The following is a 16,572-nucleotide window of genomic DNA, read 5'->3' on the forward strand; positions in this document are numbered from 1 at the left end:
CATGAAAAAGATCAAAATGACACCCGACATGCGCGCTTCTTCTGCAACGAAGCTTTCCGCTAAAGCGCTTCTTCTGGCCGGTGTGGTGCTGCATACAGCACCCGCCTACGCCCAGAGTGACAATGCTACCACGGAATGTGCCGAAGGCATTTGCAGCGAAGATGGTAATGTGCTGGTGCGCATCCGCACCGAAGGTGAGCGCGTTCCACGTGAGATGGGAGACAGTCCCGCAGCACTTCAGGCGAACCGCCGCGTAGACATTGCGACCCCGCCACAGCGTGGCAAGCAAAGCTCTCAGCGCGTTGCCCGTGCAGCAGGTCAGTTCTCGATCGATCTGCCCGGTGGCGGTCGCATCTGGACCGTGGAAGACCCGGCCTTTGTTGAGCCTGTGCTCAGCGTCGGGGCAGGGGCTACTGCCCCGGTTGTTGGCGGTCGCATTGTCGAGCCGGTTCAGTTCAGCATCTCCAGCAACTATGCGCAGATGTTTGAGCGTATGGAAGTCAGCATCTATCGCGCTTCTGATACCGACTATATCGCGCCGCTCGCCGTGCTGACGCCGGAAGCCGCGAATAATGTCTCCATCGAGTGGGATGGCACCATTACCAGCGGTGATCGCATTCGCCCGGGCGAAGACCTGATCTACATCTTGCGCGTTTTCGACAAGGAAGGCCGTTTCGATGAAACGCTTCCCGGCACGCTCACGCTGCTAACGCCGCAAGACCATCAGGCTGGCCTCAATCAAATCCGCGCGCGAACTTCGCTTGATGGCAATCAGTTGCTGAACGGGCGTGCCGCCGAGAACCGATTGATCGAGGAGACGATCTTCGGTGCCAATCAGCTACGTCGTCGCAACATCGTACTCAGCGGTTCGCGGGTGCGTGTGATTGGTCAGGACATTCCTGAAGGGATGCAACTGACCATTGATGGCTCGCCAGTTCCGATCGATCTCCAGCGTCGTTTCGCTGCCGAGATGCTGCTGCCTGTTGGCACCCATGATCTGGACCTTGAGCTGTCCACCGGCGCGGGCGATCCGATCAACTATCCGCTGACGGTTGATGTCTCGGGCGACTATTTCTTCGCTGTTGGTATTGCCGACGTCACGCTCTCTGACACCAATGTGAATGGCAGCATTTCTGCCGATGCGCTGGGTGACGAGGTCGTAACCGAGGACATTCTCGCCGATGGTCGCGTCGCGTTCTACCTCAAGGCCAAGACCGAGAGCGATATCATCCTGACCGCGCATGCCGATACGCGTGAGCGCCGTTTGGAGAATCTGTTCGACAACTTCTTCGATGAAGACCCAACGGACATTTTCCGTCGCCTTGATCCGGATGATTACTATCCGACCTATGGTGATGATTCACGTACCTATCGCGACATTGATACCCAGGGTAAATTCTATCTGCGTGCAGACTGGAAACAGAATTCCGCATTATGGGGCAACTACAATACTGCCCTGGAAGGCACGGAATTTGCTCAGTATAACCGTGCGCTATACGGTGGTGCTCTGGCCTATCGTAGCGATGGCACCAATAAATATGGTGAAGCCAATACGGTGTTGCGGGCCTTTGGTTCGGAAACCCAGACAGCCCCCGGCCATGTCGAGTTGATCGGTACCGGCGGCAGTATCTATTATCTGCGCCATACCGATGTGCTGCCCGGTTCCGAGCGCGTAATTCTTGAATTGCGCGATCCGACAACTGGTCGCCCGGAGGCCGTGGTTACGCTGACCAGCGGCGTCGACTATGAAATGGATGATATGCAGGGCCGTCTGGTTCTGACCCGTCCATTGATGCAGGTCGCCCAGCAGTCACTACCGACGATCATTCGCGATCAGCCGCTCATCGGTTTTGAGCAGCGCCTGATTGTCGACTATGAATATGTGCCGCAGGGCTTTGACCCGGATAACCTGACCTTTGGTCTGCGCGGTAAGCAGGGCATTGGTGACGTTGTTCAGATCGGCGGTACCTATGTCGAAGAAAACCGCAGCGGTGAGGACTATCGCCTCTATGGTGCAGACGTTGTGCTGCGCGCAGGGCAGGGCACCTATGCCAAGTTCGAATATGCCCGCACCGAGAATAGCCAGGCTCCGACCTTCTTCTCGGACAATGGCGGTCTGACCTTTACCCAGACCAATGCAGCGGCGTTGGCGAGCCAGGAAGGCGATGCCTATAGCGTCGAACTGCGCGCCAATCTGCGCGAGTTGGGCCTGACCAAGCGCGATGCGGTGGTCAGTGGCTGGTATCGTGACCGCGATGCAGGCTATTCGACCGCCTATCGTGACAGCAACGGCCTCGATGTGCGGGAAATCGGTATCGATTTCTCGGCTGACCTGACCAATCGCCTGTCGGTCTTTGGCCGAGCCAGCGAATTGGAGCGGGGTACGGACAGCTTGCGTCAGATTCAGGCGTTGGCGGATTGGGACATCTCCAATAACGATACCGTGATTGCCGAAATCCGGTCCGTGCGCGAGAGTGTTGGCGGCGCCAATGCCGATGGACTTATTGGTGCTTTGCAATATCGCCGTCGCTTGACCAATTCACTCGATATCTATGGTACCATCCAGCAGACCATTGATGATGATGGCGGTGCCTATGCCGAGAACGATGCCTATACCATTGGTGCTGACTGGATCGTTGGCCAGCAAACTTCGCTATCGGCTGCGCATACCTGGGGTGATCGTGGTGACAGCACCATGGTTCAGGCCAATTATCAGGTAAGCCCGGAATATAGCGTTTACGGCAGCTATGCTGTGTCAAACGACCGCATTGACCGTCTGTTCCAGGGACAGACAAACAATCCGGGTCTGGTGCTAGGTCATCGTTGGCAGCCGACCAACCAGCTGACTCTCTATAATGAGAATCAGTGGGTTCGCGAGACCGATCGCTCAGGCATCGCCAATACCTATGGTCTGGACTTTGTCATTGGCCGTGGCTGGAATATCGGCGTGACGTTCCAGGATGCTGGACTGGATGCCGTGTCTGGCCGGGTTAACCGGACCGCCATTAGTGTGCAGACGGGCTATCGCAATGAAGACCTCGACCTGTCGAGCCGTCTGGAATATCGCGAGGACGATGGTGCTGAGCAGCGCACGCAATGGGTGAGCAGCAGCCGTCTGGAATGGCGTGTCAATGAGGATCTGCGCGTCGCCGGTCGCTTGAATTACGCCAATACCGATGACGAATTGCTCGACGCGGCTGATGCGAAATTTGTCGAGGGCAACCTCGGCTTTGCATTCCGTCCGCACGACACCACAAAATGGGCCTGGCTGGGTCGCTATACCTATCTCTTCGATCTTCAATCGCTGGGACAGGAGAATGCCAATTTCGACCAGCGTTCGCACGTGATCTCGACCGAAGGTATCTTCAAGCCCAATGCCAATTGGGAATTTGCGCTGAAAGCGGCGCATCGTGAAGGTTCGGCGCGTATCCGGCGGGGACAGGGTGAGTGGTTTGACAGTGCTGCAACATTGGGAGCGGTGCAGGTGCGCTATACTCTGCCATTCCAGTGGGAAGCATTGGCCGAATATCGTATCCTGCACACCGATGTTGATGAAGGCACACGCCAGGGCTTCCTGGTTGGTCTTGACCGCCGGGTTAGCGACAATTTCCGCATTGGCGTCGGCTATAACTTCACCGATTTCTCCGGTGATCTGACCGACCTTGACTATCGCTATCGCGGTTGGTTCCTCAACCTGGTCGGTAGCTATTGATCCGATTTTGTCCCCGGCGATGCTCCTGCAAGCATTGCCGGGGAGTATCGCGACAATGTGATACATGATTGCGGCTTGCCTAGGCCGATCACACCTGCTGTCAGTTTATACACTTGGCTTTGCCGGATGTGCGAAAGGTTCCCCCTTTCCCATGTTCGCTGCGAAGTCTATTTGTAGTATGCGTTATAGTTGCTATAGCGGTGTAAAATTGACGTAACTTACTGAACGATATTGCTAAAAACCGTACAGTATTACTGTATTTCGGGTCTTTCGGTCCCGTTTAGGAGGCAGTTCGTAGAAGCATAGTTGTGGTAATCAGGTGCAAGGGTTCGAAACAGCGTTCATGGCGTCCTTCCTTAACAGAACCCGCCTTGGGCTGACTCTCGGGTCCATCATGTTGTTGCCATCCTGCATCTCGCTGGCGCCTGATAAGGCGCTGCCGGATACGGTTACCGAGATACCTGACAGCTATGGCAATGGAACCACCGACCGTGCCTATGAGCCGAAAGCCTGGTGGTCGGCTTTTGAGGACCCGATGCTTGATGCGCTGGTCGAAGAGGCGATGCGCGACAATCTCGATATTGCGGCATCGGCAGCACGTCTGGAGCAGGTGCGCGCGCAGGCGCGTGTGGCGCGCGCTGCGCTCTACCCGACACTGGATGCCTCGGGAGCGAGCAGCTATTCCGACAGTCCGCTCGCTGGCACCGGCTTTGATGGCTTTGGTCCGGGTGATGGCGGGGCTGCCGGTTTTCCTGCTCTCGACCGACTGGTCATCGAGAATTACACGCTGAGTCTGGCCGCAGGCTATGAGATTGATCTGTTCGGCCGTATCCGCAACGATGCGGCGGCAGCGCTGCGCGATACCTTGGCGGCGCGTTATGATTATCGCGCGATCCAGCTTTCAACCGCTGCGGAAGTAATCTCCGCCTATTTCGATATTGTCGATGCGCGGCGACAGATTGCCCTGTCTGAAAGCACCATTGACGTGCTGGCCGAGCGCACGGTGCAGACCGAGGACCGCTTTAATCAGGGACTGGTCGACTCTTTAGAACTTTACCAGATACGCCAGGATTTCCGTAATGTGCAGTCGGCTCTACCGCAGCGACAGGCACTGCTTACGTCGAATGAGGGACGGCTTGCACTGCTGCTGCGCGATTATCCTGCCGCGATGCATGAACGGCTCGATCAGCCATTGACGCCGAGGCTGGTGTTTGCGCCGGTGCCTATGGGAATGCCGATGGAATTGCTGTCACAGCGGCCCGATGTCGCATCGGCATGGTTCCGCATGGAGGCTGCGCGCCTGCGTGTCGGCGCGCGCAAGGCAGAGCGCTTTCCCCGGCTCAGCCTGAGTGGATCGGTTGGTACGCAAGGTGGTAACATTTCCGGTGCTTTTGACGTGATTGACAATTGGGTGCTTTCACTGGGCGCTAATCTGACTGCACCAATTTTTCAGGGCGGGCGTATCAAGGCCAATATTGCAGCGGCGGAAGCCAGCTATGCCGAGGCGACGGCAAATTATGCGCAGAGCGTTCTTAACGCCTTTCGCGAAGTCGTGGCGGCGCTGGAAACCTATGAGAAGAACCGCGAGCGTTACGCACTGATCGTCTCGCAGCGTGCCGAGGCAGAGGCATCACTCGCGGTACAACAGCGCCGTTTCAGCGCCGGCATCGGCAATTATGTCAGCTATCTTGATGCGTTGCGCGGACTGTATCAGGTCGATACCAGCCTCTCGACCGCAGCGCGCGACGTCGCCATTGCGCGATTGGATGTGCATCGGGCGCTGGGTGGAGACTGGGTGATGGATAATGAAGTAGAGCCAGTTCCTCTGGTCGAGATTGAGAAAGATCCGGTGCGCGATGATGTTGCCGATAGGGATGTCATCGGAGACCATGAAGCAAAGCCTAAACGGTCAGGGGATAAGGCCCAATGAACAAACAATTGCGTCTTGTGCTGATCATATTGGTTGTAGCCGCCGCCATTGCCGCGCTGATGGTCCTGCTCCGTCCGCAACCTAAAGAAAAGCCCGAAGAGACGCGTGCGCCGCTGGTACAGACCGAGGAACTGGTGATTGAGTCCGGACCCTTGCAGGTGCTTGGATCGGGCACGGTGCAAGCCCGCGAAGAGGTTTTTATCGCTGCCGAAATTCAGGGCAAGCTGGTCTATGTCAATCCAGCTTTCCGTGAAGGACGGCGGGTGAACAAGGGCACTTTGCTCTTCCGCATCAACAGTGCCGACTATGAGAATGCTGTCGAGAGCGCGCGCGCCGATGTTGCCGCGCAGGATGTTGCGGTGCTGCAGGCGCGTGAAGAAGTTGCGATTGCCAAGTCCGAGCTGGAAAACTTCGCCCGGCGCAACCAGCAGTTGCAACAGGTGCCGCAAGGCAATGCCAGTGACAGCCAGATTCTGCCGCCGCGCACCATGGCCAATAATTCCACACCTCAGGCCACTGCGTCAGGCACACCCAACCGTCTCGCAACACGCGAACCGCAGCTACGTTCTGCGCGTGCCGCGCGCCAGCGTGCCGGGGCACAGCTTGCTGATGCGCGCCTTGCACTAAGCCGCACAGCCGTGCGAGCGCCATTCTCAGGTATTGTACGGACAGAAACCGCTGCAGTCGGCACATTGGTCGCGCCCGGGCAGCAGCTTGGATCACTGGTGGCAACCGATGCCTATGAGGTAAGGGTGTCGCTGACTGAAGAGGAAGCGGCTCTGGTTCCCGGTCTGTGGCAAGGTGGGGGTGCCGGAATACCAGCGGCGATCACCTTTGCTTATGGCGGTGCGCGCTATCGCTGGCAGGCCTATGTCGATCGGGCGAATACGCTGCTCGATGCCAATACCCGCACGATTGATATCTTCCTGCGTGTACCCAATCCGGTCAGCGGCGGCGCGCTTGATGCAGAGCAGACAGATTCCGCAGGCGAGGGCAATCCCTCTGCGGCGGCACCGCCATTGCTCTTGGGCAGTTTTGTTGATGCCGAGATTCAGGGGATCGCGCTGGAAAACTATGCTGCCATTCCGGTAAGCCATTTGCGGACTGGCAATCAGATCTGGCTGGCGCGTGATGGCAAGCTCAAAATCGTGCCGGTGAAGGTAATTCAACGCAGTGACAATATCGCCTATGTCGAGGCTGCGGAATTGCTGAAAGGCGGATCGCTCATCACCAGCAATTTACGTGCACCAGTAGACGGCATGGCTGTCCGCGTTGAGAATAGCGGTAAGAAGCCAAAGCCTAAGAAAACAACCAGTCAGTCGGCAACAAAAACCGAAAAAGGTGACGAGTGAGCGCTGCTGACGACAACACTCCGCCACATGAAGGCAATGATGCGGAGTCCGCATCCGGCGTCGTCGACCGCCATGGCGAGATAGTCACCGAACGCGCGCGCGATCGTGGCGGTGCTGTCGCCTTTATGGCGCGCAATGGTGTGGCTGCCAATCTGCTGATGATGTTCCTGTTTGTTACTGGCATCATCGCCTATGGCACAATCGTGCAGGAGGTCACCGCAGAGGCCAGCCTCGACACCATTCAGGTGCGCGTGGTGTATCCCGGAGCTACGCCGCAGGAGGTCGAGGAATCGATCATCCAGAAGGCCGAGGAAGCGGTAGAGGCGATTGAAAATGTTAAGTCGGTAACCTCAACTGCCAATGAAGGCGTTGGCTCAGTGCTGGTGGAGCTGGAGCTTGGCGCCAATCTTCCGCGCGCACTGGATGATGTTAAAAGCGAGATCGACCAGATCCAGACCTTCCCGGCAGAGGCAGAAGAACCGGAAGTCAGCGAACTGACGACACGTCAGAGCGTAATGCGCATCGCCATTTACGGCGAAACCTCTGAGCGCACGCTGAAAGAGATAGCCTATGGTCTGGAGGACTCCATAGCGGCGCTGGATGAGGTCAGCTATGTCCAGACCAGCGCGGTGCGTGACTATGAAATCCTGATTGATGTGCCGCAAAATACGCTGCGCTCGCTGGGCCTCTCGCTAACCGATATTTCCCGCACGGTCGGGGCTAGCAGCCTCGATACGCCAGCAGGTGCGATCGAGACGACCGACAAAGAGGTACGGGTGCGCACCGTCGGGCAGAATTACAATCAGCAGAACTTCGAAGATATTGTCCTGCTCGCCACGCGCGAGGGAACCAAGATACGGCTAGGCGATGTCGCGACGATTGAGGATGGCTTTGAGGATAATGACCTCATCACGCGCTATAATGGCCAGCCTGTCGCCTTTGTCGATGTTTATCGCACAAGCGATGAGCGTGTGCTCGACGTTGCCGAAGCGGTGCGGTTTCATCTTGAGGAAGAATTTGCTCCGTCACTGCCCGATGGCATTTCCTATGCCATCTGGGAGGACAATTCCGAGCTGCTCAATGACCGGCTTGGCCTGTTGCTCGACAATGCGACGCTTGGTCTGATCCTTGTGCTCGTTGCGCTTACGCTTTTCCTCGACAGCCGCCTTGCGCTCTGGACGGCGGTGGGCATTGCCGCGACTTTTGTCGGTGCGATCTTCGTTCTCGAATTTGTCGGATCGAGCATCAACATGTTCTCGCTCTTTGGGTTCATCCTGGCATTGGGGCTGGTTGTCGATGACGCAGTTGTGGTGGGCGAGAATATCTACGCCGAACGCGAGCGCGGACGAACCGGGATGGGCGCAGCCATCGCCGGGGCACAACGTGTCACCATGCCGGTTATCTTTGCTGTCGCGACGACGATTGCGGCCTTCTCGCCGCTCTTTGCAGTAGAAGGTGTCATCGGCAAGATTCTCTCCGACATTCCCGTTGTTATTATGGCCGTGCTCAGCCTGTCGCTGATCGAAGCGCTTCTGGTATTGCCGCACCATCTCAGCCATTTGCCGCCACCCGGCGCGCCTCCGGGCAATCCGGTGCGGGGCTTTTTGCTTTCGGTACAGGAGAAGGTCGACACCCAGTTTCAGCGGTTCGTCAATGGCCCGCTTGACAAGGCACTGCGCTTTTCTGTGACCATGCCTTATGTCGTCCTCGCCGGAGCCATGGCGCTGCTTATTGTCGCTGTGGCGCTTATCCCTGCGGGCATAATCAAATTTCAGTTCTTCCCTGATCTCGAAGCTGACCGGGTCACGGCAACGCTCGAGCTGCCTGCGGGCGCTACGACCGAACAGACCGAGCGTGTGGTGCAAAGAATAGAGGCTGCAGGCGCTCGTGCATTGAAACGTCTCGATGAAGAAGCTGGTCTGGAGGATGGAGAATCGATAGTGCGCGGCCTGTATACCACGGTCGGTCTGGTGGCGAACCAGGGCGGGCCTACCGGTGTTGAGCAGCAGATCGCATCCAATATTGCGCGCGTGGAATATAGCCTTTTGCCGGGCGATCTTCGCGAGATTTCAGCCGCCAGCTTTGAGGAAGCCTGGCGCGAGGAACTGGGGCCAGTTCCTGAGGCGCAGTCCTTTACGATCACATCTGCACTGTTCTCGATCGGCGAACCGGTCAATGTACAACTCACCCACCCGGATACGGAGGATCTGGAACGCGCTACGAACGAACTGATGAGCGAACTGGGTCGTTTCTCTGGCGTTTTCAATATTGAAAGCGATCAGGATGAGGGCATGCAGGAGATTGAACTGCGCCTGAAGCCTTCTGCGCGTACCTTGGGCGTGACGCTGCAGGATGTTGCCAGTCAGGTCCGCGCAGCCTTTTTTGGCAGCGAGGCGGTGCGGGTACAGCGTGGGCGTGAAGATGTACGGGTCTATGTAAGACTGCCTGAAGACGAACGTGATTCCATAGCCGATGTCCAGCGCTTCCGTGTGCGCGTTCCGGGTGGCGATGTAGCTCTCGGCTCATTGGCAGATGTTTCCTTCTCGCAAGCACCATCGGTGATCCGCCGCGAGGATGGCCGCCGGATTACCACGGTTACAGCCGATGTCGATGTCGATGTCATCACAGGGCAAGAAGTGGCGCGCCAGCTGGAGCGCGAGATCGTGCCGCGCCTGCAGAATGATTATCCGGGGCTGACCTATGCCTTTGGCGGCGAGCAGGAAGAACAGCAATCATCCTTCGATGCGTTATTGGGCGCTTTCGGTATCGCGATGATCGTTGTCTACGCGTTGCTGGCGATACCGTTCCGTTCCTATGTCCAGCCGCTGATCATCATGGCTGCCATTCCCTTCGGTATGATCGGCGCGCTGATCGGGCATCTGGTACTGGGTCTCTCGCTCGGTATTCTCAGTATGTTCGGTCTGATCGCGCTGTCCGGTGTGATCATCAACGGTTCTCTGGTGATGATTGATTTCACCAACGAGAATCTGGAGCGCGGGATGAAACCGGCGGAAGCAGTGGTCGCAGCAGCCAAATCGCGTTTTCGGCCGATCTTTTTGACAGCACTAACGACCTTTTTGGGCGTTGCTCCGATCACTTTTGAAACAAGCATCCAGGCACAATTCCTGATCCCGATGTCGGCAAGCTTGGGCTTTGGTGTGCTGTTTGGAACACTGATCCTGCAGGTACTTGTTCCTGCTCTGGTGGTGGTTCAGGATCAGGCGGTAAATGGCTTTAAAAGATGGTTCCGTTCATTGCGTGACGTAGAGACAGCTCCAGCAGAGTGATGGCCTATGTGCCATTTGCCTCGTGAGAAATTCAAACCTGTTGGGCTGAGTCCGGCAGGCTCTCGCTCCAGATGCGTAGCTCTTCCAGAAAGCCCAACGCGGTGCGTCCCAAAGACGTAATCGAATATTGCACCGATACCGGCGATGTTGCGACGACTTCGCGCTGCACCAGTCCGCGCTGTTCTAATTGGCGAAGCCGTTCGGTGATCATCTTCTTGCTGGCACCGCCAATCATGCGCGCCAGATCGTTAAAACGGACAGGTTCATCTTTCAGGTGCCATAATATCGATCCGGTCCATTTGCCGCCGATAATGCGCATGCCACGCTCAATGGCGCAGGGCTCCAGACAGGCATTTTCCGCCTGTCGTCGGCCATGGCTATCTTCGATTATCCGTCCGCTGCCCATGATGTTTCCAAGGTTACAAAAAGTATACTGGTTGTAATTCTATCTCTAGGGCGCAAATAGGCGCGAAAGACGAATCCGTCAAGCAATCGCCAATTCAGAAAGTGCATATTCCATGAGCAAAATCTTTATCATCAATGGCCATCAGCCTTATCCATTTTCCAAGGGCGAGCTCAATGCCGCGTTTATCGATAGGGCCGAGACATTCTTTGCTGATCAAGGGCATGAGGTTCGCATGACCCATGTCGCAGAAGATTATAATGCCGAGCAGGAGGTCGCCAATCATCAATGGGCTGATATTGTCCTGATGCAGTTTCCGGTCAATTGGATGGGCGTTTCCTGGTCGTTCAAAAAATATATGGATGATGTCTATTCCGCTGGCATGGATGGCCGCTTGTGCGCCGGCGATGGCCGCACCACCGAGGCACCCAAGGCCAATTATGGCATGGGCGGTACATTGACCGGTACGAGTTATATGATCTCGGCAACGCTGAATGCCCCTGCAGAGGCGTTTAATGATCCTTCAGAACCGTTTTTTGAAGGCATGTCACTCGATGACCTGCTGCGTCCAGTACATCTCAACGCCAAGTTTTTCGGGATGAAGCCGTTGCCAAGTTTTGCCGCTTTCGATGTCATGAAAAACCCGGAAATCGAGAATGATTTCAAGCGCTTTGACGCACATCTGGCTGATGTTTTTGCAAAGGAACCTGCCCATGTCTGAAGCCGATATCCATCTCTATACTGCCGCGACAATGAACGGCTATAAGCCGGTTATCTTCCTCGAAGAAGCGGGCATTCCCTATGATCTGACCTTTATCGACTTCGCCAAGAAGGAGCAGAAGGCCCCGGATTATATGCAGCTCAACCCCAATGGCCGCATCCCGACGATAGTTGATCGCTCAAATGGTGATTTTGCGGTTTTTGAAAGCGGTGCCATCCTTTGGTATCTGGCCGAGAAATATGGCAAATTCCTGCCCGAAGAAGCCAATGCCAAATCGGAAGCCCTGCAATGGCTGATGTTCCAGATGGGCGGCATTGGCCCGATGATGGGGCAGGCGATGTATTTTCAGCGGATTGCTGCGCCCAATGGCCATGAGGAGCCGTTCTCGATCAAACGCTATGTCGATGAGACACGGCGCCTGCTTGAGGTGCTGGATACGCGCCTGGCAGGACGCGAATGGCTGGCCGCTGATCAATACACCATTGCAGATATGGCGACCTATCCCTGGGCGCGCGCCTATGTCTGGGCCAAGGTAGAGATTGACGGTCTCGACAATCTCAAAGCCTGGTTTGGCCGCATTGACGCCCGACCCAAGGTGCAGAAAGCACTGACTATCCCCAAAGCGCAGCCAGCTTTTTGGGGCCAGGCCGATGAGAGCGAATTCCTCAAGGAAAACGCCGCGCGTTTCGCCTCGGATGTGAAAAAGGACTGACCCTCAATCTTGGGATACTGGCTGATAAGGCCAGTCAGTTGCGGCCAGAATCAGGCGTTTTCAAGCGCCTGATTCTGGCTTTTTCATTTGGCGTGCAAAGGCCTTGCAGTCGGTTTTGCTTTCTCAGGGCCAGCCATGTGATAGGATAGGATCAATTATCTGCTGCAGCTTACGGGAACAGGCATTGGGCAACAGACTGAAAAAGGCAGGGCTGGTCTGCACCGCCGCTATAGTGCTGGGCGCGATCATCTATGGGGTTGTCGGTGCAACCATTGTCGGTGCGGCGCCCCGGCCATCGCGAATTTCGCCGGAAATGCTCAATACTGACCGCACCTCGACCGTGCGTATTCCGGTGAGTGGCAGCCTTAGCTATCTGGCAGAGATACTCAACGCCGAGGTGCCGCAGCGGCTGACCACCATCAACCAGCCGAAACAGATTTGCCTCAAGACCAAGTCAAAGTTGCTGCCGGATATATCCTGTCGCCTCAAAGGCTTTGTTGATCGCGGGCGCATCACGCTTTCCGGCTCCGGCAAGACCATGACCATCGCTATTCCGGTCAATCTGCGTGTCGAGGTGCTGGATATTGGCGATATAATCAAGCGTGAGACGGTTACCGGAGCGATGCAGGTGCTGATGCGGGTACAGCCGCAATTGTCGCGCGATTGGCGGACCACGGCCACGGTCGATATTGAATATCGCTGGACCGATGAAATTGGCATCGATGCGCTGGGCCAGCGCATCACCTTTGGATCGCGGATAGAGCCGGAAATCCGCAAGGTCGCCAAGAAGATAGAACAGCGCTTGCCGCAGCTTATCCAAAGCCTCAATGCGCGGCAAAAGGTGGAGAGCATCTGGCATGCGGGCTTTACCGTGGAGCGGGCCAAGTCTGACCCGGAAATCTGGGTGCGGTTTACGCCGCAGGAGATTGGCATGGCGGACTATGTGTTTCGCGATGGCCAGCTGATTGTTGATCTGGCGGTGCAGGCGCAGACCGAGACCATCTTTGGTCCCGAGCCGGAAAAGCCGGAAAAAACACCGCTTCCTGATCTGATGGAGCAGCCACCGGCAAGGGGCATCAATGTGCAGGTGCCGGTCTATATTCCCTATGATGTGTTTGAAAAACCGCTGACCGATATTGTCGGCATGGGGGAGTATCGCCAAGTGACGCTGGAGGATGGCACCACCACCGAGGCGCGGTTCAATTCTATCGAGATTTTCGGCACAGAAGGCGGCAGGCTGGCGATTGGGTTGGACGTTTCGATAAAGTCCCCGGTGCCGCTGATCAATGAGGTGGAAGGCGAGATTTGGGTGGTGGCCAAGCCGAAGCTGGACGTGGCGGCCAAAACCATCGGTATCAGTGATCTGGAAGTCATCAGCCAGACCGACAGCACCGCGTTCAATCTGCTTGCCGGAGCAATCAGCGCCGCAGAGATTGACGAGGAACTGATTGCCCAGATCCGCTATGATTTCAGCGATCATTATCAGGAGGGGCTGGTCAAGGCCGATGAATGGCTGGCAGCAGAACCGTTGGAAGGCTTTGTGTTCAACGGCAGTTTAGAAGGCGCCGATCTTAAAGAACTGCATGTTGCGCCCGATGGTATGGTGATTGAGGTCTGGGCGCGCGGGAAAGGGCGGTTGCACTATGCTCCGGCAGAGGCGGATGGATTGGTCGCGGCGCGCCGGGCGCGCAGGGTGAAGCGGGAAGCGGAAAAGGCTGCGGCGGCCAATGCGGCTGATTAGGGACAAGGCGCCGGTGCGTTAATCGTCATCCGCATCATATCCTCGCTGATAATCCAGATGCAGGCGCGAGATAAACTCAATCAGAAACGCCGTGGTCAGGCTGAACATAATCAGGCCATTGGCTGCAGAGAAGCCAGACAAGAGTCGCCATTTCTGGCCAATGATGATGTCGCCAAAGCCCAGCGTCGTGAAGGATACAATGGAGAAATAAAGCGATTTCTCAAGTGTTTGGAAGATATCGAGAAACAGAAAGGTGAGGGCCCATAGCCACATGCCGATCACCAGTGAAATCAGCAACCAGAACACCACCGCCACCAGTTCCACCATAAACCGCCAAATGCGGTGCCCGTCTTTGAGCCAGGCGGCATTTCTGGTGACAAATTGCGTTGCCATGCCAATAAAAAACACCTCAACGATAACGGTCAGGCAGATGAGCAGTGATCCGATAAGAAACTGAATCAGCATGTGCCGCTGTCTTTCCTCTACTTAAAATGACGATGCCAAGGGTTGCCGCAACTTGATCAGTAAAGCAATGACGCGCTTGGGTGGTGCTTGCCAAGCTGTTGCCACCATTCGTGTTTTTTCCCTTTGGCTAATAGGGCCACTATACAACCGCCAAATCCTGCACCGGTAATCCTTGCGCCATAGGCGCCCACGGTTACTGCGTCCGCGACAAGCTGATCGATCTCGGGCGTCGAGGCCTCAAAATCCCGCGCCATGGACATATGTCCTTGTTGCATCAAAGCGCCGAAACTCTCTGTAGACGCCGTTTCTATTGCGTCCACCGCCAGCAAAACACGGCTTTGTTCGCTGGCAATATGGCGGACGCGGCGCGTCAATGTCGCGCTGTCTAGCTTTGGTAGCGGATCGCGTCCCGCAAGGTCGGTAAGATATTGAATTTTCAGCGCTTGGCGGGCCGCTTCGGTTTCTTCCACACGCTGATGATAACGCCCATCTGCCAATTCGCGATGCTGTCCGGAATGTACCACCGCTACCTCCCAGCCCTGTGGTAAAGGTAATGGCGTAAAGTCCAGCGACCGGCAGTTGAGCAGCAGAATCTCGCCTGGGGCGGGCGCGGCTATTGCCATCTGATCCATAATCCCGCAAGGTACACCAATATACTGATTTTCAACTGTTTGTGCCAATTTGGCCAGCTCGGTTACTGGCAAGCCTTTGGGTGCGAATGCCTTGAGTGTGGCAATGATAGTCGCAGCCGATGACGACAAGCCTGCTCCTACTGGAATAGCGCTATCACAGTATATTGCAGCAGCCCCCTTCAGCCAGCCTTGCGCGCGTGCCGCTTCGAGTGCGCCTGCTACATAGTCGCTCCAGTGACTGGCCTTGGGTGCGCCGCAGCTATGCCTGGCAATATCTTCAAACTGAGCAGACTTTATGCGATCTTCTCCGCCTCTAATGGACGCAGCTGCAAGGCAAATTCCAAAGGGAAGGGCCATGGGCAGAACGTGGCCGCCATGCAGATCAATATGCTCCCCGAGCAGATTGACGCGGCCGGGGGCAAAAGTGGTTACGTCGGGTGACCGGCCAAAGCTTTCTGCGAATTGCCGTGGAATATCTTTTCGCTCAACGGTCATGCAAAGACCGCGCGTAGATGTTCTGCTGCTTCTTCCGGGGCGATATCGACAGTGAAGATGCCCGTCGCCTGCTCGACCGATGCGAGATATTTGACTCGCTTTGCATCGCGTAACATCGGATAGAATTGCGCGGTGAAGTGATAGGGTGCGTCATGCTCTGTGGGCGCGGCATGCAGACTCATCATATACGGCATGGGTCGGGTAAATAGAGCGTCATAGGCGGCCTGCATCCGGCCTAACAAATCAGCAAAATCAGAGACTTGTTGCGCAGAAAATGTCCATGGGCCGGGCAATGCGGTTTTCGGGATTATCCAACACTCATAAGGGAAGCGGGCAAAGGGCGGGACCATGGCAATCATGGTCCCATTGGCGGCGACTTGCTGGGCTTCTCCCCAGCTATCCATGGCGCTGACCAGGTCGAAGCCATTGGCAAACACTTTGGCGGCCTGTTCTTGTGGCTTGGGTACAATCGGGAACCCGTAGATTTGGCCATGCGGGTGATGCAGTGTTGCGCCAATCTCTGTGCCGCGATTTTCGAAGGGAAGGATATAGGCAAGGCCCATTTCACGCATCGCGGTATAGCGATCAATCCATGCTTCGACCAGCAGGATGCGTTGCTCCATTGTCAGATTGGAGAGGCGGGTTTCGCTGTCGGCGCTGTATACGATAACTTCGCATTTGCCCTTCGCCGCCAATCTCTGATGTGTCTCGTCAGCGGTCGGCGGATCAGCCGCATCCCGGTGCAGGCTGGGGAAGCGATTGTCGAATACAGCCAGCTCAAAATCGGTAAAGGGTATCTCGGTCTCGCCGCCGCCTTTGCGCATCGGGGCGAGGGGGTTATCTGCTGGATTGGGCAGATGCGTGCGGTTTTGCCGGTGGCCAGCATACACCGCATATTCCCCGCGCAAGGGATGCCAGCGCAATTCACCGCCGGGCGCAATCTTGCCTGAACTCTCCGGGAAAGGCGGGAGGTTGTGAGGTTTGTGACCGTAAAGATAGAGGCTGCGGCCATCGGCCTTCTGGTGATGGCGGCGAAAGACCGGGCCGGCCGCACCGGGGCTGCTGATGATTTTAGCGGTGTCGGACATGGCTTGCATGCAAAGCCGATCCGGCTAAGGCTGA

At 56.3% G+C, this 16,572-nt stretch carries 11 protein-coding genes; 7 read left to right on the forward strand and 4 right to left on the reverse strand.

The features are described from left to right. Window position 1 precedes the first annotated feature (1 nt). The 4 genes from RB602_RS08360 to RB602_RS08375 all read left to right on the forward strand — a co-directional run bounded on the left by RB602_RS08360 (window position 2) and on the right by RB602_RS08375 (window position 10,281). On the forward strand, window positions 2-3,712 hold the full coding sequence (locus tag RB602_RS08360) for a porin family protein (protein ID WP_317080108.1): 3,711 nt from the start codon (window positions 2-4) through the stop codon (window positions 3,710-3,712). Window positions 3,713-4,106: 394 nt separating this feature from the next. Beyond that, window positions 4,107-5,642, forward strand: coding sequence for a TolC family protein (locus RB602_RS08365; RefSeq protein WP_317080109.1), 1,536 nt, complete (start codon window positions 4,107-4,109; stop codon window positions 5,640-5,642). Next, window positions 5,639-6,994, forward strand: a complete 1,356-nt coding sequence (locus RB602_RS08370) for an efflux RND transporter periplasmic adaptor subunit (protein ID WP_317080110.1) — start codon at window positions 5,639-5,641, stop codon at window positions 6,992-6,994. The genes RB602_RS08365 and RB602_RS08370 overlap by 4 nt, the downstream gene beginning before the upstream one ends. Then, on the forward strand, window positions 6,991-10,281 hold the full coding sequence (locus RB602_RS08375; RefSeq protein WP_317080111.1) for an efflux RND transporter permease subunit: 3,291 nt from the start codon (window positions 6,991-6,993) through the stop codon (window positions 10,279-10,281). The genes RB602_RS08370 and RB602_RS08375 overlap by 4 nt, the downstream gene beginning before the upstream one ends. Window positions 10,282-10,312: 31 nt before the next feature. On the opposite strand, the gene RB602_RS08380 is transcribed toward RB602_RS08375, so the two are convergent. Beyond that, entirely contained in the window at window positions 10,313-10,687 is a 375-nt protein-coding gene (locus RB602_RS08380; protein WP_317080112.1) for a winged helix-turn-helix transcriptional regulator, read from the reverse strand. 112 nt (window positions 10,688-10,799) lie between these two features. On the opposite strand from RB602_RS08380, the gene RB602_RS08385 reads away from it, so the two are divergent. The 3 genes from RB602_RS08385 (at window position 10,800) to RB602_RS08395 (ending at window position 13,858) form a co-directional block, all read left to right on the forward strand. Further along, a complete protein-coding gene (locus RB602_RS08385) occupies window positions 10,800-11,405 on the forward strand; it encodes an NAD(P)H-dependent oxidoreductase (protein WP_317080113.1) in 606 nt (201 codons plus the stop codon). Further along, the gene (locus RB602_RS08390; protein WP_317080114.1) at window positions 11,398-12,117 is read left to right on the forward strand and encodes a glutathione S-transferase family protein; all 720 of its coding nucleotides are present in this window, start codon (window positions 11,398-11,400) and stop codon (window positions 12,115-12,117) included. The genes RB602_RS08385 and RB602_RS08390 overlap by 8 nt, the downstream gene beginning before the upstream one ends. A 184-nt stretch (window positions 12,118-12,301) precedes the next feature. Further along, on the forward strand, window positions 12,302-13,858 hold the full coding sequence (locus tag RB602_RS08395) for a DUF4403 family protein (protein WP_317080115.1): 1,557 nt from the start codon (window positions 12,302-12,304) through the stop codon (window positions 13,856-13,858). Window positions 13,859-13,876: 18 nt separating this feature from the next. Here the strand turns inward: RB602_RS08395 and RB602_RS08400 are convergent, their stop codons facing one another. From RB602_RS08400 to galT, 3 genes are read right to left on the reverse strand one after another with little or no spacing between them, the layout of a single operon-like run. Next, entirely contained in the window at window positions 13,877-14,323 is a 447-nt protein-coding gene (locus RB602_RS08400; RefSeq protein WP_317080116.1) for an ion channel, read from the reverse strand. A 56-nt stretch (window positions 14,324-14,379) separates the two neighbouring features. Beyond that, on the reverse strand, window positions 14,380-15,450 hold the full coding sequence (gene galK / locus RB602_RS08405; RefSeq protein WP_317080117.1) for a galactokinase: 1,071 nt from the start codon (window positions 15,448-15,450) through the stop codon (window positions 14,380-14,382). Continuing rightward, window positions 15,447-16,538 (reverse strand): galactose-1-phosphate uridylyltransferase, encoded by a 1,092-nt coding sequence (gene galT, locus RB602_RS08410; RefSeq protein WP_317080118.1) that lies wholly within the window; start codon window positions 16,536-16,538, stop codon window positions 15,447-15,449. The genes galK and galT overlap by 4 nt, the downstream gene beginning before the upstream one ends. Between the last annotated feature and the right edge of the window lie 34 nt (window positions 16,539-16,572).

It is taken from the genome of Parasphingorhabdus sp. SCSIO 66989 (genome assembly GCF_032852305.1).
Taxonomy (GTDB): Bacteria; Pseudomonadota; Alphaproteobacteria; order Sphingomonadales; family Sphingomonadaceae; genus Alterisphingorhabdus; species Alterisphingorhabdus coralli.